The sequence below is a fragment of the Rhizobium lentis genome, assembly GCF_014200175.1.
Lineage (GTDB): Bacteria > Pseudomonadota > Alphaproteobacteria > Rhizobiales > Rhizobiaceae > Rhizobium > Rhizobium mulingense.
In genome coordinates, this window is the sequence record NZ_JACHBD010000002.1 from 410,801 (window position 1) to 432,377 (window position 21,577).

The 21,577-nt window shown below is 61.7% G+C and carries 24 protein-coding genes; 18 read left to right on the forward strand and 6 right to left on the reverse strand.

Features of this window, described 5'->3' with window-relative positions:
* The first annotated feature begins 16 nt into the window (after nt 1-16).
* The 13 genes from GGI60_RS07655 (at nt 17) to visR (ending at nt 12,210) form a co-directional block, all read left to right on the forward strand.
* On the forward strand, nt 17-1,651 hold the full coding sequence (locus tag GGI60_RS07655) for a globin-coupled sensor protein (protein ID WP_183914510.1): 1,635 nt from the start codon (nt 17-19) through the stop codon (nt 1,649-1,651).
* Between the two features lie 63 nt (nt 1,652-1,714).
* Nucleotides 1,715-2,011 (forward strand): STAS domain-containing protein, encoded by a 297-nt coding sequence (locus tag GGI60_RS07660; protein ID WP_039617876.1) that lies wholly within the window; start codon nt 1,715-1,717, stop codon nt 2,009-2,011.
* Complete coding sequence (cheY1, locus tag GGI60_RS07665; protein WP_003545492.1) at nt 2,008-2,373, forward strand: chemotaxis response regulator CheY1; 366 nt, start codon at nt 2,008-2,010, stop codon at nt 2,371-2,373. The genes GGI60_RS07660 and cheY1 overlap by 4 nt, the downstream gene beginning before the upstream one ends.
* A gap of 17 nt (nt 2,374-2,390) precedes the next feature.
* Nucleotides 2,391-4,676 (forward strand): chemotaxis protein CheA, encoded by a 2,286-nt coding sequence (locus GGI60_RS07670; RefSeq protein WP_183914512.1) that lies wholly within the window; start codon nt 2,391-2,393, stop codon nt 4,674-4,676.
* Nucleotides 4,677-4,679: 3 nt separating this feature from the next.
* Nucleotides 4,680-5,147 carry a chemotaxis protein CheW gene (locus GGI60_RS07675; RefSeq protein ID WP_183914514.1) on the forward strand — a complete coding sequence of 156 codons (468 nt, stop codon included), beginning with the start codon at nt 4,680-4,682 and terminating at the stop codon, nt 5,145-5,147.
* The gene (gene cheR, locus GGI60_RS07680) at nt 5,144-6,052 is read left to right on the forward strand and encodes a protein-glutamate O-methyltransferase CheR (protein ID WP_064681149.1); all 909 of its coding nucleotides are present in this window, start codon (nt 5,144-5,146) and stop codon (nt 6,050-6,052) included. The genes GGI60_RS07675 and cheR overlap by 4 nt, the downstream gene beginning before the upstream one ends.
* Nucleotides 6,049-7,092 (forward strand): protein-glutamate O-methylesterase CheB, encoded by a 1,044-nt coding sequence (gene cheB / locus GGI60_RS07685; protein ID WP_183914516.1) that lies wholly within the window; start codon nt 6,049-6,051, stop codon nt 7,090-7,092. The genes cheR and cheB overlap by 4 nt, the downstream gene beginning before the upstream one ends.
* Complete coding sequence (locus GGI60_RS07690; RefSeq protein WP_183914518.1) at nt 7,093-7,482, forward strand: response regulator; 390 nt, start codon at nt 7,093-7,095, stop codon at nt 7,480-7,482. It begins immediately after the preceding gene.
* Nucleotides 7,479-8,033 (forward strand): chemoreceptor glutamine deamidase CheD, encoded by a 555-nt coding sequence (gene cheD, locus GGI60_RS07695; RefSeq protein ID WP_183914520.1) that lies wholly within the window; start codon nt 7,479-7,481, stop codon nt 8,031-8,033. Before GGI60_RS07690 ends, cheD begins: the two co-directional genes overlap by 4 nt.
* Before the next feature lie 16 nt (nt 8,034-8,049).
* Entirely contained in the window at nt 8,050-8,439 is a 390-nt protein-coding gene (locus tag GGI60_RS07700) for a hypothetical protein (RefSeq protein ID WP_097582510.1), read from the forward strand.
* Between the two features lie 198 nt (nt 8,440-8,637).
* Entirely contained in the window at nt 8,638-10,329 is a 1,692-nt protein-coding gene (gene fliF, locus GGI60_RS07705; protein WP_183914522.1) for a flagellar basal-body MS-ring/collar protein FliF, read from the forward strand.
* 382 nt (nt 10,330-10,711) lie between these two features.
* Complete coding sequence (gene visN, locus GGI60_RS07710; RefSeq protein WP_183914524.1) at nt 10,712-11,455, forward strand: transcriptional regulator VisN; 744 nt, start codon at nt 10,712-10,714, stop codon at nt 11,453-11,455.
* 8 nt (nt 11,456-11,463) lie between these two features.
* Complete coding sequence (gene visR / locus GGI60_RS07715) at nt 11,464-12,210, forward strand: transcriptional regulator VisR (RefSeq protein ID WP_183914526.1); 747 nt, start codon at nt 11,464-11,466, stop codon at nt 12,208-12,210.
* A 58-nt stretch (nt 12,211-12,268) separates the two neighbouring features.
* On the opposite strand, the gene GGI60_RS07720 is transcribed toward visR, so the two are convergent.
* From GGI60_RS07720 to motA, 6 genes are all read right to left on the reverse strand, one after another.
* Nucleotides 12,269-12,709, reverse strand: coding sequence for a hypothetical protein (locus tag GGI60_RS07720; RefSeq protein ID WP_183914528.1), 441 nt, complete (start codon nt 12,707-12,709; stop codon nt 12,269-12,271).
* A 5-nt stretch (nt 12,710-12,714) separates the two neighbouring features.
* Entirely contained in the window at nt 12,715-13,794 is a 1,080-nt protein-coding gene (gene flhB, locus GGI60_RS07725) for a flagellar biosynthesis protein FlhB (protein WP_183914531.1), read from the reverse strand.
* Nucleotides 13,795-14,022: 228 nt separating this feature from the next.
* Nucleotides 14,023-15,063 (reverse strand): flagellar motor switch protein FliG, encoded by a 1,041-nt coding sequence (fliG, locus tag GGI60_RS07730; RefSeq protein WP_183914533.1) that lies wholly within the window; start codon nt 15,061-15,063, stop codon nt 14,023-14,025.
* Between the two features lie 27 nt (nt 15,064-15,090).
* Nucleotides 15,091-15,678, reverse strand: a complete 588-nt coding sequence (gene fliN, locus GGI60_RS07735) for a flagellar motor switch protein FliN (protein WP_183914535.1) — start codon at nt 15,676-15,678, stop codon at nt 15,091-15,093.
* Nucleotides 15,679-15,743: 65 nt separating this feature from the next.
* The gene (locus GGI60_RS07740; protein ID WP_183914537.1) at nt 15,744-16,691 is read right to left on the reverse strand and encodes a FliM/FliN family flagellar motor switch protein; all 948 of its coding nucleotides are present in this window, start codon (nt 16,689-16,691) and stop codon (nt 15,744-15,746) included.
* Nucleotides 16,692-17,564, reverse strand: a complete 873-nt coding sequence (gene motA / locus GGI60_RS07745) for a flagellar motor stator protein MotA (RefSeq protein WP_183914539.1) — start codon at nt 17,562-17,564, stop codon at nt 16,692-16,694.
* Nucleotides 17,565-17,818: 254 nt separating this feature from the next.
* Here motA and flgF point away from each other — a divergent pair, with 254 nt between their 5' ends.
* The 5 genes from flgF to flgC all read left to right on the forward strand — a co-directional run bounded on the left by flgF (nt 17,819) and on the right by flgC (nt 21,577).
* Nucleotides 17,819-18,553, forward strand: a complete 735-nt coding sequence (gene flgF, locus GGI60_RS07750) for a flagellar basal-body rod protein FlgF (protein ID WP_183914541.1) — start codon at nt 17,819-17,821, stop codon at nt 18,551-18,553.
* Between the two features lie 95 nt (nt 18,554-18,648).
* Nucleotides 18,649-20,043, forward strand: coding sequence for a flagellar protein export ATPase FliI (fliI, locus tag GGI60_RS07755; protein WP_183914544.1), 1,395 nt, complete (start codon nt 18,649-18,651; stop codon nt 20,041-20,043).
* A 2-nt stretch (nt 20,044-20,045) separates the two neighbouring features.
* Nucleotides 20,046-20,588: a flagellar protein gene (locus tag GGI60_RS07760; RefSeq protein WP_183914546.1), complete on the forward strand. Its 543-nt coding sequence runs from the start codon at nt 20,046-20,048 to the stop codon at nt 20,586-20,588.
* A 174-nt stretch (nt 20,589-20,762) separates the two neighbouring features.
* On the forward strand, nt 20,763-21,155 hold the full coding sequence (gene flgB / locus GGI60_RS07765; RefSeq protein WP_183914548.1) for a flagellar basal body rod protein FlgB: 393 nt from the start codon (nt 20,763-20,765) through the stop codon (nt 21,153-21,155).
* 5 nt (nt 21,156-21,160) lie between these two features.
* Nucleotides 21,161-21,577 (forward strand): flagellar basal body rod protein FlgC, encoded by a 417-nt coding sequence (flgC, locus tag GGI60_RS07770; protein WP_183914550.1) that lies wholly within the window; start codon nt 21,161-21,163, stop codon nt 21,575-21,577.

A 21,577-nucleotide genomic window follows, 5' to 3' on the forward strand; every position in this document is an offset into this window, starting at 1 on the left:
GGCGTTGAGGCAGGACATGCCATCAGATCAGGCTCGTGGCGCGCAGGCAGGCAGCTTGCGCGACCGCCTGCGTTTTGCCGGTCTCGATGCCGATCAGTGCGAGCTGGTGCGCCGCAACCGGCCGGCCCTCGAAGCCTATCTGAAGGCAGGCCTGCGTGACCTTTTCCACCGGTTCCAGTCATTCCCCGACGCCTCGCGCAACTTCGAGACCGAGCGCCAGATCGAACGCCTGCATGATCTGCAGTCCTCGCATTGGGACGTGCTGACGGATGCCCGCTTCGACAGCCTCTATGCCGAGCGTGTCAAGGTTCTCTCCGATACCGAAAACAAGATGGGTCTCGACCCGCGCTGGCACGTCGCCGGTCATGGCGTCATGCTGGAGCACGTCCTTTCCGGCCTCGCCGAGGAGATCGCCGGCCGGCCGCTGCTGCCGTCGGCCAAGCGCCGCACCCGCGAAATCTCCGAACTGATGACGGCGATCGTCCGCATCGTCATGGTCGATGTGGAAATCGCCGTATCGCTCCGCTTCAATGCGCAGCGCGCCGCCCAGCACCGCGCGCTTGCCGATCAGCGCGCCAATCATGAGGCCGAGATCGTCAGGATCTTCGGCGATGTCATTGAAGGCCTGGCCGCCCGCGATCTGACGCGGCGCGCTCCCGTCGACGCCGACGGCGCCTATGCCGGGATCGCCGCTGCGCTGAACGGCGCCTTGGATGGTCTCCAGGCCGAATTCGCCGACATCACCGGACGCACCGTCAAGGCGGAAGCGGCAACGGCTTCGCTTGCCGACCTGTCGCGGCAGTTCGCCGGCACGGCGTCCGGCCAGGCCGACCGGCTGCAGCTTTCCGCCGCCGCCCTTGCCGCCCTTGCCGGCAGTGTGCGTGACGGCGCCGCCGACAGCCGCGCCGCCGAACAGGCGGCCGCCTCGACGCGCGCTGCCGTCGAGGAAAGCGGCGAGGTCGTCGGCCGCGCGATCAGCGCCATGGCCGATATCGAACGGTCGGCCGAAAAGATCGGCCAGATTATCGGCGCGATCGACGAGATCGCCTTCCAGACCAATCTTCTGGCGCTGAATGCCGGCATCGAGGCTGCTCGTGCCGGTGATTCCGGCCGCGGTTTTGCCGTGGTCGCTCAGGAGGTCCGGGCGCTGGCACAGCGCTCGGCGGAAGCCGCCCGCGAGATCAAGACGCTGGTGACGACGACCAAGGCGCAGGTCGACGCTGGCGTGCAGATGGTCGGTCGCACGCAGGATTCAATCGGCAGCATCGTGCGCCAGGTCACCGACATCAATGCCGCCATCTCAGGCATCGCCATAAGGACCGGCGAACATGCTGCAAGCCTCGACGGCGTTATCGCGGACGTCAAAGGCCTGGGCGCCGAGGTGGCCGAAAACGCCGGCCTTGCGGAACGTTCGACGCAAGGCGCCGACGATCTCCACGCCGTCATTCTCGAGCTCGGCCGTACGGTGCGCGAATTCCGCATCGCCCGCGAAAACGACCAGGCCGGCCGGCCGGCGCCGGCCCGCGTGGCGCCGTCGCGCGTCATCGACGCCGCCGCCCGCGCCGCCGCGGTCGAGGACGAATATGAAAATGACGATTTTGGCCTTCCCCAGTCGCTCGCAAGCGTCGGAGGTGGGCGGAATGTTTACTAACCTATCGGATTATCGCCTCAGCTCATCTTTTCGGGCCGGGGACGAGGGGACAAGGACAAGCTGATGGTAGCAAAGAAGAGTGGCAAGACGCTGAATCTGACAGCGGTGCTCGACCTCAACGAGGCTTCCGCCTTGCGTGAAAAACTCCTTTCGTTCAGGGGCAGCGGTCTTTCGATCGACGCATCCGGCGTTGAGCGGATCGGTGCTCTTTGCGCACAGGTCCTGATGTCCGCCGAGAAGACCTGGGCACAGGACAAGCAGCCGTTCACCTTCTCCCAGGTGTCCGATGCATTTCAAAAAACCATGCAGCTGGTTGGCGTCAATTTTGACCACCTGCTTGCCAAGGAGATTCGGCAATGAAGAAAAAAGTACTGACCGTGGATGATTCCCGCACCATCCGAAACATGCTGCTCGTGACGCTGAACAATGCCGGCTTCGAGACCATCCAGGCGGAAGACGGCATCGAGGGTCTCGAGGTTCTCGAAGAGTCCAATCCTGATGTCATCGTCACCGACATCAACATGCCGCGCCTCGATGGTTTCGGCTTCATCGAAGGTGTCCGCCGCAACGAGAAATATCGGGCGATTCCGATCCTGGTTCTGACGACCGAGAGCGACGCGGAAAAGAAGAACCGCGCCCGCCAGGCCGGCGCCACGGGCTGGATCGTCAAGCCTTTCGACCCGGCCAAGCTGATCGATGCAATTGAGCGTGTAACCGCTTAAACCCAGGATTTGCTCCTATGGATATGAACGAAATCAAAGAGATCTTTTTCCAGGAGTGCGAGGAACAGCTCGCCGAGCTGGAATCCGGTCTTCTGAAAATGAACGATGGCGATCGCGATCCGGAAACCGTCAATGCGGTGTTCCGTGCCGTGCATTCGATCAAGGGGGGCGCCGGCGCCTTCGGCCTTGATGATCTGGTTGCCTTCGCCCATGTGTTCGAGACCACTCTCGATTGCGTTCGTTCCAATAAGCTCGAGCCGACCCAGGACGTCCTGAAGGTGATGCTGAAGTCGGCCGACGTGCTCGCCGACCTGACCAATGCCGCGCGCGACGGTGGCAGCGTCGATGAAAGCCGCAGCCGCGGCCTCGTCAAGGAGTTGGAAGCGCTGGCCAACGGTGAATTGCCGTCTCCCTCGGCCGCCGCTGAGGCGCCTGCGCCGAAGGCCGCGGCAAAAGCGGCCCCGGCTGCTCCGGCGCCGACCGCCAAACCCACCGATGACAGCGGCTTCCAGCCGATTCCCTTTTCCTTCGACGATTTCGGCAGCGACGATACGGCCTCCGACCTGCCGGCCTATGAAGTCACCTTCAAGCCGCGTTACGAGCTCTATTCCAAGGGCAATGACGCCACCCTTCTGCTGCGCGATCTCTCGCGTCTCGGGGAGATGACTATCTATTGTAATATGGATGAGCTGCCGGGTCTCGAGGAGCTCGATCCGGAAGGCGCCTATTTCTTCTGGAACGTCACGATCAAGACGGACAAGGGCGAAGACGCCATCCGCACCGTCTTCGAATTCGCCGAATGGGATTGCGACCTGACTGTCAAGCCGGTCGAGGCAGCAGGCGCCGGCGCGGCCGGCAATGAGGAACTGCCGATGGTGCCGGTTCCCTTCGATTTGTCGATCCTCGACGAGACGGACGCCACGGCGCAGGTTTCCGCCGCGCGGTCCGCAGATGCGACAGCCGCCGTTGCCGCTGCCGAGACCGCGTCCAACGTCACGCAGATGGCGGCCGCAGCCGCCCGCGTCGAGAAGAAGGAATCGGCCGCTGCCGCGGCCGCCGCGGCAAATGCCGCCGCCCAGAACAATACCGCCGGCGCCGGCCAGACGATCCGCGTCGATCTCGACCGCGTCGACCGCCTCATCAACCTCGTCGGCGAACTGGTCATCAACCAGGCGATGCTGTCGCAGAGCGTCATCGAGAACGACACGACCGGCACCTCCTCGATCAACATGGGCCTCGAAGAGCTGCAGCAGCTCACCCGCGAGATCCAGGACTCGGTGATGGCGATCCGCGCCCAGCCGGTGAAGCCGGTCTTCCAGCGCATGTCGCGCATCGTCCGCGAAATCGCCGACATGACCGGCAAGTCGATCCGCCTGATCACCGAAGGTGAAAACACCGAAGTCGACAAGACGGTTATCGACAAGCTGGCCGAGCCGCTGACCCACATGATCCGCAATGCCGTCGACCATGGCATCGAGACGCCGGAAAAGCGCGCGGCCGCCGGCAAGAACACCGAAGGCACCGTGCGCCTCACTGCCAAGCATCGTTCCGGCCGCATCTTGATCGAGCTTGCCGACGACGGCGCCGGCATCAACCGCGAGAAAGTTCGCCAGAAGGCGATCGACAACGACCTGATCCCGGCCGATGCCAACCTGTCGGATGAGGAGATCGACAACCTGATCTTCCTGCCGGGCTTCTCGACCGCCGACAAGATCTCCGACATCTCCGGCCGCGGTGTCGGCATGGACGTGGTCAAGCGCTCGATCCAGGCGCTCGGCGGCCGCATCAACATCACGTCCAAGCCGGGCCATGGCTCGGTCTTCACCATGAGCCTGCCGCTGACGCTCGCCGTCCTCGACGGCATGGTGGTCACCGTTGCCGGCCAGACGCTGGTCGTGCCGCTCACCGCGATCGTCGAAACCCTGCAGCCGGAAGCTGCCGCGATCCATTCCTTCGGCGCCAACCACCGGCTGATCTCGATTCGCAACTCTTTCTGCCCTCTGGTCGATGTCGGCCGCATCCTGAACTTCCGCGCCACCCAGGCCAATCCCGTCGAAGGCGTGGCGCTTCTGGTGGAATCCGAAGGCGGCGGCCAGCGCGCCTTGATGGTCGATGCCATCCAGGGGCAGCGTCAGGTGGTCATCAAGAGCCTGGAAGCCAACTACACCCACGTGCCGGGCATCGCCGCCGCCACCATTCTCGGTGACGGGCGCGTGGCGCTCATCCTCGATGTCGACGCGGTGGTCGGCGCCTCGCGCGGCCAGTCGCTCAAAGCGGAAATGTCGTTAGCAGCTGTAGGGTAAGGAATGTCGTACGCTGTAAAAAGTCTGAACCAGGGGGATCGCGAGCTGATCGCGTTCCGCATCGGAGATCAGGAATTTTGCGTGAACATCATGTCGGTTCGCGAAATCCGGGGCTGGACCCCCGCGACCGCGATACCGCATTCACCTGCCTATATGCTGGGGGTCATCAACCTGCGTGGCGCGGTGCTGCCGATCATCGATCTTGCCGCTCGGCTCGGCATGAAGCCCGCCGATCCCACAGCCCGTCACGTCATCATCGTCGCACAGGTCCGTCGCAAAGTCGTCGGCCTGCTGGTCGACGCCGTCTCCGACATTCTGACCGTCACCGACGAGATCGTCCAGCCGACGCCGGAAATCTCCTCCGACCTCGAGCGCCAATTTGCCCGAGGCATTCTCGCCATCGACAAGCGCATGATCTGCCTGATCGAGCTTGAAGCCCTCTTTTCCGAGACCGAAAGCGAAGCCGCATGAGTGCAATGGGTGCAAAGGATCAGAGGCAAGGAGCCGACGAGGTGCTGGCGAGCGGAGAATATCCGCTGACACGCCGCGACCTCACGGAAATCGCCGCCATGATCTACTCGGATGCCGGCATCTTCCTCAACGAGACGAAGGCTTCGCTCGTCTATTCGCGTTTGTCGAAGCATATCCGCAATCTCGGCCTTTCCGGCTTCCGGGAATATTGCGAACTCGTCGCTTCGCCGGCGGGTGCGGCTGAGCGCCGCGAAATGCTGTCGCATCTGACGACCAATTTCACTCGCTTCTTCCGCGAAAACCATCATTTCGAGCATCTGCGCGACCATGTGCTGCCGGAGCTTCTGCAGCGGGCGAGAGCGGGCGGCAGGGTGCGCATCTGGTCGGCCGCTTCCTCCGACGGGCAGGAACCCTATTCGATCGCGCTCACCGTGCTATCGCTGATGCCGAATGTCGCCGACTACGACTTTAAAATCCTGGCGACCGACATCGACCCAAAGATCCTGGCGATCGCCCGCGCCGGCGCCTATGACGAAACCGCGCTCGAAACCGTGTCGCCCGCCATGCGCAAGCAATGGTTCAGCGAAGTCGAGGTGCAGGGCCGCCGGAAATTCCAGGTCGACGACCGCGTCAAGCGGCTGATCACCTATAACGAGCTGAACCTGATGGCGCAGTGGCCGTTCAAGGGCAAGTTCGATGTCATCTTCTGCCGCAACGTCGTCATCTATTTCGACGAGCCGACGCAGATGAAGATCTGGCAGCGTTTCGCCGGTCTGCTGCCGGAAGGCGGCCATCTCTATATCGGCCATTCCGAGCGCGTGTCCGGCGAGGCGAAACACGTCTTCGACAATATCGGCATCACGACCTATCGCTACACGACCAAGGGTCTCGGGAGGAAGGCATGAGCGCGCCGGCAAGGGTTCTTGTGGTTGACGACTCGCCGACGATGCGCGGTCTGATCACCGCCGTCCTGAGTTCGGACCCCGAAGTCAACGTCATCGGCCAGGCCGGGGACGCGCTGGAAGCGCGCGAGGCGATCAAGCGGCTGAACCCCGACGTCGTGACGCTCGACATCGAGATGCCGAACATGAACGGCCTCGATTTTCTCGAAAAGATCATGACGCTGCGCCCGATGCCGGTCATCATGGTGTCCACGATGACCCATCGCGGCGCCGAGGCGACGCTTGCGGCACTTGAGATCGGAGCTTTCGATTGCGTCGGCAAGCCGGGTCCTGGCGAACCGAGGCCCTTCGGCGACCTCGCCGAGAAGGTCAAGGCGGCCGCCCGCACGCAGCGCCAGTTCTCCCAACCGGCGGCTGCCGTCGCGCCGCCGCCCTCCTTCACCGATTTTCGGGTCGGCCGCAAGATCGTCGCGATCGGCTCGTCGACCGGCGGCGTCGAGGCGCTGATTGCCGTGCTGCAGAAGTTCCCGGCCAATTGCCCGCCGACGGTCATCACCCAGCACATGCCGCCGACCTTCACCAGGAGCTTCGCCGAACGGCTGAACCGCCTCTGCGCGCCGGTGGTGCAGGAAGCGACCGACGGCGCCCGCCTCGAGATCGGCAAGATCTATCTGGCGCCCGGAGGCGAACGTCATCTTCAGGTCACCGGCGCTTCGGCGCCGTGCTGCCGCCTCGTCGACCGCCCCCCGGTCAACGGTCACCGCCCCTCGGTGGACGTGCTCTTTGATTCGGTTGCGGAACTGGCCGGCCGCAACGCCGTTGGCGTGATTCTGACCGGAATGGGCCGCGACGGCGCCGCCGGATTGTTGAAAATGCGTCACGCCGGCGCCAGAACCCTCGGCCAGAACGAAAAAACCTGTGTCGTTTACGGAATGCCAAGGGTTGCGCACGAACTTGGCGCCGTTGAGCAGCAGCTGCCACTGTCTGCCATCGGTGAGGAAATATTGAAAATGACAGCCGCCCGAAAGGAAGGGACCGAATAAATGTCGATCGCGGAGAAAATCAAAGTTCTGATCGTCGATGATCAGGTAACGAGTCGGTTGCTGCTCAGCGACGCGCTGACACAGCTCGGTTTCAAGCAGATCACTTCGGCCGGCGACGGCGAACAGGGCATGAAGATCATGACCGAGCAGCCGCACCATCTGGTGATCTCGGACTTCAACATGCCGAAGATGGATGGCATCGGTTTCCTTCAGGCCGTGCGCACCAACCCGAATACCAAGAAGGCGGCTTTCATCATCCTCACGGCCCAGGGCGATCGCGCGCTGGTGCAGAAGGCCGCCCAGCTCGGCGCCAACAACGTGCTCGCCAAGCCGTTCACGATCGAGAAGATGAGAGCGGCCATCGAAGCCGTGTTTGGAGCCTTGAAATGATCACTGAGGGGGCAGCCCGCCGCGTGCACATCATTCAAGGCGAGTATAAGGTTCTGAGCGATCCGAATGCGGTCCTCTCGACCATTCTCGGCTCGTGCGTGGCTGCGTGCCTCAGAGATCCTGTCGCCGGCGTCGGCGGCATGAACCACTTTCTGCTGCCCGGTTCGGCGACGTCGCCGACATCAGGCGGCGATGCCACGCGCTACGGCGTGCATCTGATGGAACTGCTGATCAACGGCCTCCTGAAGCAGGGCGCGAGGCGCGACCGACTGGAGGCAAAGGTCTTCGGCGGCGCAAAGACGATCTCGACCTTCTCCAACGTCGGTGAGCAGAATGCGGCCTTCGCCATGCAGTTCCTGAGGGATGAAGGCATCCCTGTGGTCGGCTCCTCCACCGGTGGAGAGCATGGGCGCAAGCTCGAATATTGGCCGGTCTCCGGTCGTGCCCGGCAATACCCATTGACCGGCGCCGAAACCCAGAGAACCGTCGCTCTGGAGCAGCGTCCCGCCGCTCCGCAGAAGCCCGCCGAAACCAGTATCGAATTTTTTTGATGGCGAGGATTTTGATATGACATTTACTCCGGTAATGGAGCCGCCCGCGCCTGTGGAAGCGCTGAGCGACATCCTGATGCGCATCGTGTCCGAACTGCACGATGTCGCCTATTTGATCGAACGCATCGAGCCGCAGCTTCTCGACCTCGGCGGCGCCGAAGTTCTGAATTCGCCTGACGCCATGAAGGTCATGCAGGGTATCGATCTGGCGGTGCAGAAATCGCGCGGCCTCGCCGAATTCATCGACACCATCACCGGCGAAATCCCACTCGGCTGGACCGTCGACGTCGCAACCGCGCTCAGCCTCGTCAAGCTGGCGGAGATGCAGAAGGCACTGGGCGGCGCCACCCGCCACGGCCATTCCCAGCCGCTCAGCAAGGCGGCCGGCGACTTCGATTTCTTCTAACGCGCGCGTCCTTCAGCGCCGCTTCTCCCGCCTTGGGCGTTCGTTTCACCGACGTCGTTCTCGCAAAATCGCTGCATGACGGGCTTGTGCCTTTCGCTCTCGCGCGCTCTCCACGAAACGCTCGCACAAGTTTCGCCGATTATTCGTCAGATGAGGCAATAAGCCTGCTTTGTCTTTGACGGATCGTGCGAGAACAGAATGAATCTGTTAAATCAATTAGTTCAGATCTTTAAGAACTTTGCTGCCCTGGGCCGGACGCGCCTGATGATTCTGGGTGGCGTCGGCGCCGTTTCCATCGCCATCATCCTTGCGGCTGCCCTTTTCGTCAACAAACCGGCACAGGAAACGCTCTACGTCGGTCTCGACGCTCCCGATCTTAACCAGATCAGCATGGCGCTTGCCGAAGCCAACATCAATTTCCAGGTCGGCACGGATGGCGCCAGCATCACCGTTCCGGCGGGCATGACGGGCAAGGCCCGCCTGATGCTTGCCGAGCGCGGCCTGCCGAATAGCGCCAATGCCGGTTACGAACTCTTCGACAATGTCGGCTCGCTCGGCCTCACCTCTTTCATGCAGGAAGTGACGCGGGTTCGCGCACTGGAAGGCGAAATCGCCCGCACCATACAGTCGATCTCAGGCATAACAGCCGCGCGCGTCCACATCGTCATGCCGGAGGTCGGGAACTTCCGCAAGGCGGAACAGAAACCGACGGCCTCCGTGATGATTCGCGCCAGTGCGGCCACCGGGCGCGGCGCTGCGACTTCGATCCGCCATCTCGTCGCCTCGGCCGTGCCGGGGCTCGACGTCGATGACGTGACGATCCTCGATTCCGCCGGCCAACTGCTCGCGTCCGGCGACGAGGCGAGCAACAGCTCGCTGAACCGCTCGCTTAACATCGTCCAGAACGTTCAGCAGGAAGTCGAATCCAACATCGACAAGGCCCTGGCTCCGTTCCTCGGCATGGACAACTTCCGCTCCAGCGTCACCGCCGACTTGAACACCGACGCCCAGCAGATCCAGGAAACGACCTACGATCCAGAATCCAAAGTCGAACGCTCGGTGCGCTCGACGAAGGAAGCTCAGCAGTCGCAGCAGAAGCAGTCCGACAACGCGACGACGGTCGAACAGAACATTCCGCAGGCAGCCCCCGACGCCGGCGGCGCCAGTGGCCCGGAATCGCAAGACAAGTCCGACAAGCGCGAAGAGCAGACCAATTACGAAATCAACAGCAAGACGACGGCGACGACCCGCAACAGCTATAAAGTCGAAAAGCTGTCCATCGCCGTGGTCGTCAACAAGGGCCGCATCGCCAAGATGGTCGGCGAGCCTGCCGATCAGGCCAAGGTCGACGCCTATCTCGCCGAAATGCAGAAGATCGTCGCTTCGGCCGCCGGCATCGACGCCAAGCGCGGCGACGTCGTCACCGTCACGGCCATGGACTTCCTCGAAAATCAGCTGCTCGAAGACGCCACCGGCGGTGTCCGGGTCATGGACATGCTGAGCCGCAATCTCGCCGGCATCATCAACTCGCTCGCCTTCGTCGCGGTCGCCTTCGTGGTGGTCTGGATGGGCCTGCGTCCGTTGGTCCGCAGCGTCAGCGGCAACGGTGCAGGCGCGGTTCTCGGCGACGCCACGCCGGAAGCGGCGGGGCTGGAGCTCCCGGACTTCGCGCCGGCGGCAGGGGCGCCCGGAGGCGCTCTCATGGACGGCTTCGGATCCGACTTCGGCTTCGACAGCACCGAGGATCTGCTCAGCCTCGGCGACGACGACGGCAACTTCAACCGCCGTGTCAAGGAAGGCCCGGAACGAAAGCTCGCCCGCATGGTCGAGATCAACGAGGAGCGCGCCGCGAAAATCCTCCGGAAATGGGCAATCGACGAGGCAGCATGAGGAAGGGCCGGGAAACCGGCCTTTTTCATGTTCGTGCCAGGCTTTCCCGTAAGGGGCTTGCCGGTCCCGGCAAAGGTCGGTAGGACGCGTTCAGCGAGGTGGATAAAGCTGCGGAGCCCACTCGCGTAAAACGCGAATCAAGTTGCGGTACAGCTAGAATCACCGTAGCCTCGACCATGTCTCGAGAGCATGATCGGCATTCGAATCAGGGCATGTACGGCGGCAAAAGTAAATCCCTAGAAGTCGGAGATGGTACTTTACATCGGCTGGCTTACCCTTGGGTGATTCGAAATGGGATTCCCGCGAGACATGAATTGAATCCTTTACAGAAAAACTGTCGTTGCACCGGGTGTGATCGTTTCTCAGCCGCAGGACGTTGCCAATGGATATGAACATATTTCAGGCGAGCAAAGGCGAGAGACAGATGAATTTCGCAAGCGCAGTGGCGCCGGCTCTGTTGCCGCGCGATGAGCTGATCCAGCGGCTGCACAGCGTCGCTGGGACTGGCAGGTTGCAGTCCGGTTTGCGCGCCCTAACGGAATATGTCGGCGCTTCGCACTATCTGCTGGCGCGTTGTGATCTCATCCAGGAAAGCGGCCTCGATTTCGTCGTCTCCTCGGATTGGCCCTTCGACCTCGTCAAGGACATCGCCAACAATCTCGTCAGCGGCTATGCCCGCTCCACCGAGCTGGAAAAATGCATGCAGGTCTTCCAGCCGAATTTTGCGCTGCTGCCTGAGAGCGCCGGCGTGCCGGAGGGCGCCAGCCGCCAATATTGTTCATTGACCTTCAATGTCGGCCGCTCGCGGTTGGCCTTGATGTTCCTGTTCGGCGAAGGGTTCATCCTGTCGCCCGAGCGGCTGCGGGATGTGGGCCTGCTTGCCGGTTATGTCGCGAGCTTCCTGCGCTGCGGCGGCGCCAGGGTCGACCGCGATTTCGAACTGACCGACCGCGAGCTGGAATGCCTGTTCTGGATCGCCGAGGGCAAGACCAGCGACGAGATCGCGATGATCCTCGGAATCTCCCGCAACACGATCAACAACTATATCACCAGCGTGATGCGCAAGACGGCGACCAAGACCAGGTCGGAGGCGATTGCCTTCGCGGTCCGCAACAATCTCGTATAGGGGAATTCATGGGGCATCCATCAAGCAGGCTGATGAATGGCGCCGATCCGCTGCGCATGGTGCGGGTGAACAGGATTTCCAGCCGGTCCGATCTTTTTCCGCGGCTGATCGCGATGCAGAAACTCGCCGATGCTCAAGGCTTCGCGATCTATCGCGTCAGCGGCTCCGGCCTGCCGGCAAAGCAGCGCCTCGTCTGCGAACTCGAGAACTGGGGATCTTCCAATGCCGGTTTCGGCAAGGCCTTCACGGATGCCTATGGCGATATCCTTCTCGATCATATCGAAAAGTCGCTGCTGCCGCTTTCATGGGCCGGTGCTCACGACCGGGCGGCCCCCGGCCCCGCCGACTTCGCGCCGTTCATGACGCGTCTGAAGGACGGCATCCTGCCTTTTTCAGGTCTTGCCTTTCCGGTGCGGCTCGGCGCCGTCGGCAATGGCTTCATCCTGTTTACCGGTGATGATATCGATCCTTCGAGCGACATGATCGTCGAGCTGCACGGCCGCTGCTGCCATATCATGATGGACCTGCTCTCGCTCGACGAACGCCGCACGGGCGCCGCCGAGGCGCTGAGCGAGCGCGAAATCGCCTGTCTTCAGCTTGCCGGCGATGGTCGCATCAGCGAAGAGATCGCCGAAAAGCTCGGCCTGTCCGTGCACACGGTCAACGCCTATCTCGGCTCGGCGACGATCAAGCTCGATTCCGTCAACCGCATCCAGGCGATCGCCAAGGCGATCCGGCTCGGCTACATCAGCTGAGGCAACCCCCGCCGCCTTTCACGAAAGACGGCGCAAAGGCTTGATTGATTGGGGGCGATCAGCTGGCGAATGCGCGCGGTGGTTTCACGCTGTAGCGGGCTTGCCGAAGGCTCCTTTCCAGGAAGACGGTATTCTCGTCGGGGTCGGGAGAGGGATTCTGGAAGGCGATGTGATTGATTTCGATGCCGGCATGGTCCTCGGCAAGGGTGAGCTGGGCATAGACGGTGACGCCGCGCGGCTTGATTTCCAGGTCGAGAACGACTTCCGGCTTGCCGCCCCATTCCAGGGTATAGTTTCCGCCCAGGCCGAAATTGACCGTGCCCGGATGAAAGAAAAGCTCCGCGGCCGAAGCGACGAGATCGGCCAGATTGCCGTAATACTCGAAGCGCAGCAGTGAAATAAGGTCAGAGGCATCCAGAAGGCGCAGTTCAGTGGCGACCGGGCTGATCGCGTCTGCGAGGATCTTTTCACGCTGGGCAGAGTGAGGGCATTTTTTCATTCGGCTTATCTTACCCGTTTGTTCTTGGCGTCTGCGGCGTAGACCCTGTGTATGAGCTCCGCAACGGCCTTATAGAAGACTGACGGTATGACACTATCGACCGAGACTTGCGCAAACATGGAGCGTGCAAGTGGCGGATCTTCGAACACCGGGATGCCGTTCTGCTCGGCGATCTCTCTGATCTTCAGCGCAATGAGGTCCTGGCCCTTCGCCAGCACCACCGGAGCGTCGTTCTCCTCACGCGCGTAACGCAGCGCCACGGCGTAGTGCGTCGGGTTGGCGATGACGAGCGTTGCGCGGTGCACGTTGGCGATCATGCGCCGGCGCGCGCGGTCGCGCATCAGCGAGCGCTGGCGGCTTTTGACGAAGGGATCACCCTGCGCCTGCTTGTTTTCTTCCTTCACTTCGTGGCGCGTCATCTTGAGTTCGGTGAACCAGTGATGGCGCGTCCAGAAAAGATCGGCGATCGCCACGATCGCGGTGGCGACCAGCATGACGACGATGATCTTGCGCATCGCCGTCATCATCCTGACGAGGATGGTCTGCGGATCGGAGAACATCGCGTCGATCGAGCCGAAATATTCGCTCCTCAGCACGAAGAACAGAATCACCCCGACGACAACAACCTTGAACAGCGACTTTCCGAACTCGACGAGGCCGGGCAGGCTGAAGAGCCGTGACCAGCCCTTGATCGGTGAAATGCGCGAGGCCTGCGGCCTGATGCGTTCCAGCACAGGTGTCGGTAGGTTCTGGAAGATCGACGAGGCGATGCCGAAGACCATGAGCAGGATGAAGGCAGGCGCCAGCAGCGCAGCGAATGCCCAGCCGAGCCGCACGAAGAGCGCCAGGACATCCGGCCCCGTTTCGATCTTCCATTGATCGGGCTGCTCGAAGATATCGCGCAGCATTTCGCTCATGCGCCCAACGCTTTCGGGAAGGAAGAACACCAGATAAATGAAGGTGGCAAGGATGGTCGCGAAGATCGACAGCTCGCGCGAAAACGGCACATTGCCCTTTTCCGCGGCATCGCTTTGCTTTTTCGCGGTCGGGGCTTCTGTTTTGCTGTCCTTGTCATCGTCTGCCAAGTCGCGGCCCTCCGTCAAAGAAACAGGCCGCAGCGAATGCATGCCACCCAAGGGCAGCGGTTTTGGGATGACGACATGCATCAAAACAAAGAGCTGTAGCGCGTCGTGAAAACCGGGTTTTCTGCGACACGCTATAGAGCGCGGCCTATCGATGAAGGGTAGTCGCCTGTTGCACGGCGATCAACCGCCGCCTTTTAGGCGGCCGGATTTGTCAACAGTCTCGCAAGATCAGGCCGCTGCCGAAGCGTCGCCTTCCTTCTCCTTGAGCTCGATCTGGCCTGAGTTGGCCAGGCGAATCGCTTCCTGTGCCACGGCGCGCCGGGCAATGGCGATCTCGCGCGGATTGACCCCGCCCATGCCGCTCTGCAGATCCGATTCGATCATGCGGCGCTGGCGCGGGCTGATGGCGGAGAGAACCGATTCGCGGATCTCGGCCGGCGAGCCGCGCAGCGCGACGGTGAGCACGTCGGTCGAAATGTCGTTAAGCAGCAGCACGCGGCTGCGCTGCGGCATATACATCAGGTCCTCGAAGAGGAAGATCTTCGGCCGGACCTTGTTGACCGATTCGCGGCTGATCGATTCGAGCGAGGTGAGCAGCGTGTCGACCTGCGGTTTGTCGAGCTCGTTCATGAGATCGGCGACCTTCGTCGAGCCGGCTGCGTTGCGTTCCGCCTCGACTTCGGCAAGCAGCGTCATCACCTGGTTTTCGATGATCTGCGCAGCCTTCGGGCTGACGGCCTTCATGTTGACCGTGCGGTTCATGATGTCGGCGCGACGGTTGTCGGGAAGCTGCAGGAGCACCTTGGCGCCGAAGGAGGAGGGCATCATCGAAAGGATGTAGGCGACGGTCTGCGGATGTTCGCGCAGCAGGAACTGCGCGACGAATGCCGGCTCCGCCTCGCTGAGGCGATCCCAGATCGAGGTCTCGTAGGCCTGGAAGGCCGTGCGGCGGCCGAGCAGGCTGTCAACCTCGTCCGGCGTCAGGCCTTCTTCCAGAATGGCCTCGATCGCCTTGGCATTGTCCATCAGTCCGGCGCCCTCGGTGAAGAGGTCCTCGAACTCGGAGACGAGCGACAGCAGTTCGTCCGGCGGAATGGCGCGCAGCGACTGGGCAGATGCGATAATAGTCTGCAGCTCGGCCTGGGTGAAATATTTCAACAGCCGGCCGGCAACGCCCTTTCCCATGGCGAGAAGGACCGCCGCCGCCTTTTCAGCCTGGGTCAACGGTTTCCCGGCTAGCGCGCCGCCGAAATCGTCAAAGTCCATCATGGTCTAACCTCTCCGTCCCCACAGGGATCAGGCTTTTTTTGTACTCAAAACTTCTATCAGTTTCACGCCGAACCGGGTGTCGTCATTATCAAGCACCGTGATCTCGCCGCGTGCAATCCTGCGGCCGTTCACCATGATCTCGACAGGTTCGCCGATTTTCTTGTCGAGAGCGATCGTCGCTCCTTCGTTGAGATTCATCAGGCCGGAAACCTGCATCCGGCTGGTGCCGAGCATGATCTGGACGTCGACCGGAATGTCCATGATCAGTTCAAAGTTCGAAGTCAGCGCGCTGCCGAGCGGCGCCGGCGCCGCCTCGAACGAAGAGCTGCCGCCGAAATCCATGCCTGCAGCCGGGCTGGCATTGCCAGCGCCGAAATCGCCGCCGAAATCGTCGCCGCCGAAAGGGGAATCCGAAATCTCGCCGCCAAAGGCCGCCAGATCCGTTCCTGCTCCGAAGGCATCATTCTCCAGGTCGCCGCCAAACTGCGACAGGTCGCCATCGGCATCCTGCTTCAGCACGCCGCGCAGATCGTCGATCGCCTGGTCGAGATCCGCTTCGCTGCCAGGCACATCCAGGGAGAGGTCGCTGTTCTGCTGTGTTTTCTTCGTAGCCATGAAATCACTATTCCAGTTGAAACTTGCCTCAAACTGCCTTTGCAGCCCAAAAGCCAGAGAACCGATTATTTCATCAAATGACGGATGAGTTCGTCATCCGAGTTCACCGTATCCTTGACGCGTACCATGTAATTTTCGCCTGAACGGCCAAACTCGCAGATATATAATTCCTTGCTGTTGGCGCTGACCTCGACGCGTACCTCGCCGGTGTCGCGGAAGGGGATGACGTCGCCGACCATCAGCTTCGATATCGTGCGCAGCGTCAGGTCCTGCAGCCTGATTCTGGCCTCAAGCGTGACATGCGACCGGCGGACCTGATCGCCGAGCTGTTCGGTCCATTCCGGAGAGGCGCCACCGGCCTGACGCTTCGGCTTCGGCGGCGTTACCTTGGTCTTCAGCAGCGCCGTTTGCGGAACGATCAACGAGAATTCCGAAACGATGCCGGCGAGCGTGATCGACATGCTGATGGCGGCGGCGAATTCATCCGGCTTGTCTTCCGCCGGCCGGGGGCGCGTGTCATGGGCGTGCGGGGCCGAAAGGCTCGGTTCGAAACCGCCCGGCGCGTTGACCGCCGAGCGCAGCACCTTGGCGATCTTGTCGAAGACCATGACCGCCAGATCGAGTTCGATGATCGAGAGCAGCCGGTCGGCCGGTTCCTCGATCGTATCGGCGGTGGCGCCGAGCAGGTGTTCCATTAGCGTGATGACGAAACCATTGCCGCAGGCAAGCGTGACGTTCTGCGACCAGTTGCGCAGCATCATGTCGACGAGCGTCACGTTCGCGCTGAGATCATCGATCAGGTGGTTCTTGTATCCGATCTCGCAGCCGAGATAGTTGACCGTTACGTCGAGACCGGTTTCGCTTTTGATGACATCGGGAAAGAATTCGCTGTAAACCTCTCCGAAGGAGCTGCAGATCTTGGAAACCCTGCCTCTGTCGCCGAGCCCGCCGGTCAGCTTGGCGAGAAGCGCAGGATCCATTGCCGGGTTGTGGTGCGAAGCATTGCTCGTCATTTAAGCCGCCTTGTTCTCGCCGCCTGGGTTCATCATTTCCTGTTCGACGGCGTCAATGGACGGACGCTCGTAGGCCGAGATCGTCTTGCGGCCGTATTCGAGAGCGACCTGCGGTACCGAGCCGTTCATATAGGCAAGCAGGGTCTGCTTCACGATGACGTAGAGGCGATGCTGCTTGTTGCGGACGACCTTGATCTGGGAGACCAGCGGCGAGCAAAGGCAGTAGGACAACAGAATGCCGAGGAAGGTGCCGACCAGCGCCGAGCCGATCAGGTGGCCGAGCACTTCGGGCGAATCGTTGATGTGGGCCATCGCCTTGATGACGCCGAGAACGGCCGCGACGATACCGATCGCCGGGAAAGAGTCGCCCATGATCTGGATCGCGTGGTAGGGCTTCATCTTGTCGTGCATGATGGTGTTGAGCTCTTCATCCATCAGCGCCTCGATTTCGTGGCTGCGCGCGTTGCCGATGATGATCAGGCGGACGTAATCGCAGATGAAGGCCGTCAGTTCCTTGTTCTTCAAAACCGTGGGCGCTTGCTGGAAGATCGCCGATTCGCCCGGATTATCGATATGGGCTTCGATTTCGTTTCGCGACTTGGTGCGCAGGTCGCGCATCAGCGAATAGAGCACGCCCAGCGTGTCGAGATAATTGCGCTCCTTCGGCACGGCGTGCTTGAAAGCTTCCCCGAGCGCTTTGCCGGAATCCTTCACCACCTTCATCGGGTTTGCCATGATGAAGCTGCCGAGACCCGCGCCGCCGATGATGACGAATTCGAAGGGCTGGAACAGAGCCTCCACGTGGCCGCCCATCGCCATGAAGCTGCCGACGATACAGCCGCAGGTCACTATAAATCCGATAATGATGTTCATCGTCAGCCCAATCTGAACGTTGCTTTTCTTTGAGACGGATAGGGTTTCTGCCTTGCGTGAGGCTGATGAAAAGGCCGCATGCCGGCATTTCAGCGTGCCAGCTTCGCGCAAGCATCTGCCGTCAATCTGAAGGAGACGAATGGGCGTTCGCGCCCGTTTCTGAGATGCCGCCTCAGCGAAATTCCGGCCGAAACCAGATCAGACGGCGCCCGGCTTTTCGTTCCGTTCATCGCCAATGCTTGGAGCTTTCCGACATGCAATCCGGTCTTTACGTTTCTCTGTCGTCGCAGATGGCGCTCGAAAAGCGCCTGAACACCATCGCGGACAACATGGCCAACGTGAACACGACCGGTTTTCGCGCCACCGAGGTGAAGTTCGACGAGATGGTGGCGGCCACCAAGAACAAGCTGAACACGAAGGTTGCCTTCGTCTCCCAGGGCAATGATTATCTCAACGAGCAGAACGGCGAACTGCAACACACCGGCAACATGCTCGATTTCGCCGTCAAGGGCGATGCCTGGTTTGCACTCGACACGCCGGCCGGGCGTGTGCTGACGCGGGACGGCCGCTTCACCCTGAAAGAAACCGGCGAGCTCGTCTCGATCCGGGGATATCCGGTTCTCGACGCTGGCGGCGCGCCGATCCAGCTCGATACGAAAGCCGGCGAGCCGGCGGTCGGCGCCGACGGCGTCATCTATCAGTCAGGCCGGCAGGTCGGATCGCTCGGGCTGTTCGAGGCCGATATCAGCAAGGGTTATCTGCGCTACGAAAACAGCGGCATCATGACCACCGATCAGCCGCGCGCCGTGGTGGACCACTTCAATGTCGGCGTCGAGCAGGGTTATCTGGAAAACTCCAACGTCAATGCCATGCGCGAGATCACCCAGCTGATCGAAGTCAACCGCGCCTTTGAAAGCATCTCGTCGCTGATGCGCGACAGCGAGGATTCGTTCAAGCAAGCCGTCCAGACGCTCGGGGGCAGCCGCTAATGCCTTTCGCCCAAAAGTGTGCGGCGGTTTGGGGAGGACGACATGCATAAGAACAAAGACCGAAAATGCGTCGCGTTTTCGGGTGGGATTGAAGCATGAGCACGCTGCTGTCCGAGTACGGCCTTTCCCCGAAGCTGGCGTATCTGGCGGGTCTCGTCGAGCAATATGCATCGCCCGAGTTCGCGGTTGCCCATGGCGGCCGCGTGCAGACCATTGCCGCCGGCCACTACACCGTTCGCGGTCTTTCCCGCCATGTTCGTCTCGGCGAGTTCGTGGCGCATAAATCCGCCTCCGGCGTCCATCTCGGCGAGGTCGTTCGTGTCGAGCCGGAGCTGATCTACGTCTGCCCGATCGAACCCGGCGAGCCGATCGGCATCCATGATACCGTCATCCGCAAGGGTGCCTTCCGTATTTCGCCGTCCGACAGCTGGTGCGGGCGCACACTCAACTCGCTCTGCGAGCCGATCGACGGGCTGGGTCCGATCGTCGAGGGCCTCGATCGCCGCTCCATCTCCAACACCGCGCCGCCGTCGATGACCCGCCAGCGCGTCGGGACCGGCTTCAAGACCGGCGTGCGCGCGATCGATATCTTCTCGCCGCTCTGCCTCGGGCAGCGCCTCGGCATTTTCGCCGGATCCGGCGTCGGCAAGTCGACGCTTTTGTCCATGCTCGCCCGCGCCGATGCCTTCGACAAGGTCGTCATCGCGCTCGTCGGCGAACGCGGCCGCGAGGTGCGCGAATTCATCGAGGATACACTCGGCAGCAATATGAAGAAGGCGATCGCCGTCGTCGCGACCAGCGACGAGAGCCCGATGCTGCGCAAGATGGCACCGCTGACAGCAATCACCATTGCCGAGCACTTCCGCGACAAGGGCGAGAACGTCCTCTTCATCGTCGACAGTGTTACCCGTTTCGCCCACGCGATCCGCGAGGTGGCAACCGCCTCCGGTGAGCCGCCGATCGCGCGCGGCTATCCCGCCTCGGTCTTCACCGAACTGCCGCGCCTGCTCGAACGCGCCGGTCCAGGCCCCGAGGATGCAGGCACGATCACCGCGATCATCTCGATCCTCGTCGACGGCGACAATCATAACGACCCGATCGCCGACTCGACGCGCGGCATCCTCGACGGCCATATCGTCCTGCAGCGCAGCCTCGCCGAAGAAGGGCGTTATCCGCCAATCGATCCGCTCGCCTCGATCTCGCGTCTTGCCCGTAAGGCTTGGACGCCGGACCAGGAAAAGCTCGTGTCGCGGCTGAAAGTGTTGATCCACCGCTTTGAGGAGACGCGAGACCTGCGCCTGATCGGCGGTTACCGCCAGGGCGCCGATCCCGATCTCGACATGGCGGTGAAGCAGGTCCCCATCATTTACGACGTCCTGAAACAGGCGCCGGGCGATCGTGAGTCGGTCGACGCCTTTGCTGATCTCGCCGGCGCGCTGAAGGCCGCAGCCGGCATGGGCAATCAGGGCGCACCCATCCAAAGGAGATAGGCGTGGCTGAATTCGACGACGAACGCATCGCTTCGCTGAAGCAGCGCAGGAAGGGCGCCATGCTGGATCGGTTTCTCACCTACACCGGCCTGGCGCTTGCCGGCGCTTCGGCCTTTTTCCCCTGGTACGTCTTCTTCAACGCCGACAAGTTCGGCATCAATGTCGCCGCCAGCAGCAATTCGCGCGAACTGCCGGATTGGCCGGCCCGCAACGTATTCAGCGTCTCGCCGCTGGCCATGGTCAACAAGAACGAGGCGGCCAAGAAGGTTCCGACGGTCGATCCGCTGACAACGGCAACGGTCTCCGATCTCGGCAAGGCGCGTGAAGGCGGCGACATGCTGGAAGATCAGCCTTTCCCTGGCAAGTCTTCCTTCCGTCTGCTGCATGTCTCCAACGGCCGGGCGCTGATCGAGGATCCCTCGGGCATGTATGTCGTGCGCATCGGCTCGGTCCTGCCCGACGAAAGCCGTCTTGCGACGCTGGAGCAGCGGGACGGCAAGTGGGTGATCATCACCTCCAAGGGTGAGATCTACAAGAACGACTGAACCGCTTCAAAGGCCGAAGGCAACAGGGGCTCCGCCACAGACCGGCGGGAGCCCTTTCTCTTATGCGGCCCCCTCTTGTGCGACCTCGTCGAAAGCGCCTCCAAGCCCGATTTCCGGTAAGTCCCACGCAAGATTACCGCACTAGGTTCGGGCTAGTAAAAACGGAGAGTTCTCATGCAACCGATCCAACTTTTCGACTTGGCTTCGCGACAGGCGGAATGGCTGACGATCCGTCAGCAGGTTGTTGCCGGCAATATCGCGAATGCCAATACCCCGAAATTTCGCGCCAAGGACGTCACGCCGTTTGACGCCGTCCTGGACAGGTCCGACATCACCATGGCGCGCACCAATCCGGCGCATCTGAGCGGCAACGATTTCAGCGTCAGCGGCGATATCGACGTCAAGGACGCCGCGCTCGACCAGGAGATCGGCATTCAGGAATCCGGCAACACCGTCGGACTGGCCGAGGAGCTTTCAAAGTCGGGCGACATCAAACGCCAGTACGATCTGAACACCTCGCTGGTCAGCTCCTTCAACCGCATGATGCTGATGACCGTCAGGAAGTAATTGTCATGGATCCGCTTTCCGCCGCTATGAAAATTGCCGGTTCGGGGCTCGAGGCGCAATCGACGCGTCTACGCATCGTCTCGGAAAACATCGCCAACGCCCGTTCGACCGGCGACACGCCCGGCGCCGACCCCTATCGTCGCAAGACGATTACCTTCGGCCAGCAGATGGACCGCGCGAGCGGCGTCGAGATGGTCAACGTCAAGAAGGTCGGCGTCGACGAAGGTGATTTCAGCACCGAATTCGACCCCAGCAACCCGGCTGCGGACCGGAAGGGCGTCGTCAAGCTGCCGAACGTCAACATCCTGGTCGAGATGGCAGACATGCGTGAAGCCAACCGCTCCTACGACGCCAACCTGCAGACCATCAAGCAGACCCGCGACCTCATTTCGTCCACGATCGATCTTCTGAAGAGCCAATAA

Excerpts from the sequence above, each read along its gene's own strand:
- GGI60_RS07655 (WP_183914510.1), top strand. The coding sequence starts at position 17 with ATGCCATCAGATCAGGCTCGTGGCGCGCAGGCAGGCAGCTTGCGCGAC.
- GGI60_RS07660 (WP_039617876.1), top strand. The coding sequence starts at position 1,715 with ATGGTAGCAAAGAAGAGTGGCAAGACGCTGAATCTGACAGCGGTGCTC.
- cheY1 (WP_003545492.1), top strand. The coding sequence starts at position 2,008 with ATGAAGAAAAAAGTACTGACCGTGGATGATTCCCGCACCATCCGAAAC.
- GGI60_RS07670 (WP_183914512.1), top strand. The coding sequence starts at position 2,391 with ATGGATATGAACGAAATCAAAGAGATCTTTTTCCAGGAGTGCGAGGAA.
- GGI60_RS07675 (WP_183914514.1), top strand. The coding sequence starts at position 4,680 with ATGTCGTACGCTGTAAAAAGTCTGAACCAGGGGGATCGCGAGCTGATC.
- cheR (WP_064681149.1), top strand. The coding sequence starts at position 5,144 with ATGAGTGCAATGGGTGCAAAGGATCAGAGGCAAGGAGCCGACGAGGTG.
- cheB (WP_183914516.1), top strand. The coding sequence starts at position 6,049 with ATGAGCGCGCCGGCAAGGGTTCTTGTGGTTGACGACTCGCCGACGATG.
- GGI60_RS07690 (WP_183914518.1), top strand. The coding sequence starts at position 7,093 with ATGTCGATCGCGGAGAAAATCAAAGTTCTGATCGTCGATGATCAGGTA.
- cheD (WP_183914520.1), top strand. The coding sequence starts at position 7,479 with ATGATCACTGAGGGGGCAGCCCGCCGCGTGCACATCATTCAAGGCGAG.
- GGI60_RS07700 (WP_097582510.1), top strand. The coding sequence starts at position 8,050 with ATGACATTTACTCCGGTAATGGAGCCGCCCGCGCCTGTGGAAGCGCTG.
- fliF (WP_183914522.1), top strand. The coding sequence starts at position 8,638 with ATGAATCTGTTAAATCAATTAGTTCAGATCTTTAAGAACTTTGCTGCC.
- visN (WP_183914524.1), top strand. The coding sequence starts at position 10,712 with ATGGATATGAACATATTTCAGGCGAGCAAAGGCGAGAGACAGATGAAT.
- visR (WP_183914526.1), top strand. The coding sequence starts at position 11,464 with ATGGGGCATCCATCAAGCAGGCTGATGAATGGCGCCGATCCGCTGCGC.
- GGI60_RS07720 (WP_183914528.1), bottom strand. The coding sequence starts at position 12,709 with ATGAAAAAATGCCCTCACTCTGCCCAGCGTGAAAAGATCCTCGCAGAC.
- fliG (WP_183914533.1), bottom strand. The coding sequence starts at position 15,063 with ATGATGGACTTTGACGATTTCGGCGGCGCGCTAGCCGGGAAACCGTTG.
- fliN (WP_183914535.1), bottom strand. The coding sequence starts at position 15,678 with ATGGCTACGAAGAAAACACAGCAGAACAGCGACCTCTCCCTGGATGTG.
- GGI60_RS07740 (WP_183914537.1), bottom strand. The coding sequence starts at position 16,691 with ATGACGAGCAATGCTTCGCACCACAACCCGGCAATGGATCCTGCGCTT.
- motA (WP_183914539.1), bottom strand. The coding sequence starts at position 17,564 with ATGAACATCATTATCGGATTTATAGTGACCTGCGGCTGTATCGTCGGC.
- flgF (WP_183914541.1), top strand. The coding sequence starts at position 17,819 with ATGCAATCCGGTCTTTACGTTTCTCTGTCGTCGCAGATGGCGCTCGAA.
- fliI (WP_183914544.1), top strand. The coding sequence starts at position 18,649 with ATGAGCACGCTGCTGTCCGAGTACGGCCTTTCCCCGAAGCTGGCGTAT.
- flgB (WP_183914548.1), top strand. The coding sequence starts at position 20,763 with ATGCAACCGATCCAACTTTTCGACTTGGCTTCGCGACAGGCGGAATGG.
- flgC (WP_183914550.1), top strand. The coding sequence starts at position 21,161 with ATGGATCCGCTTTCCGCCGCTATGAAAATTGCCGGTTCGGGGCTCGAG.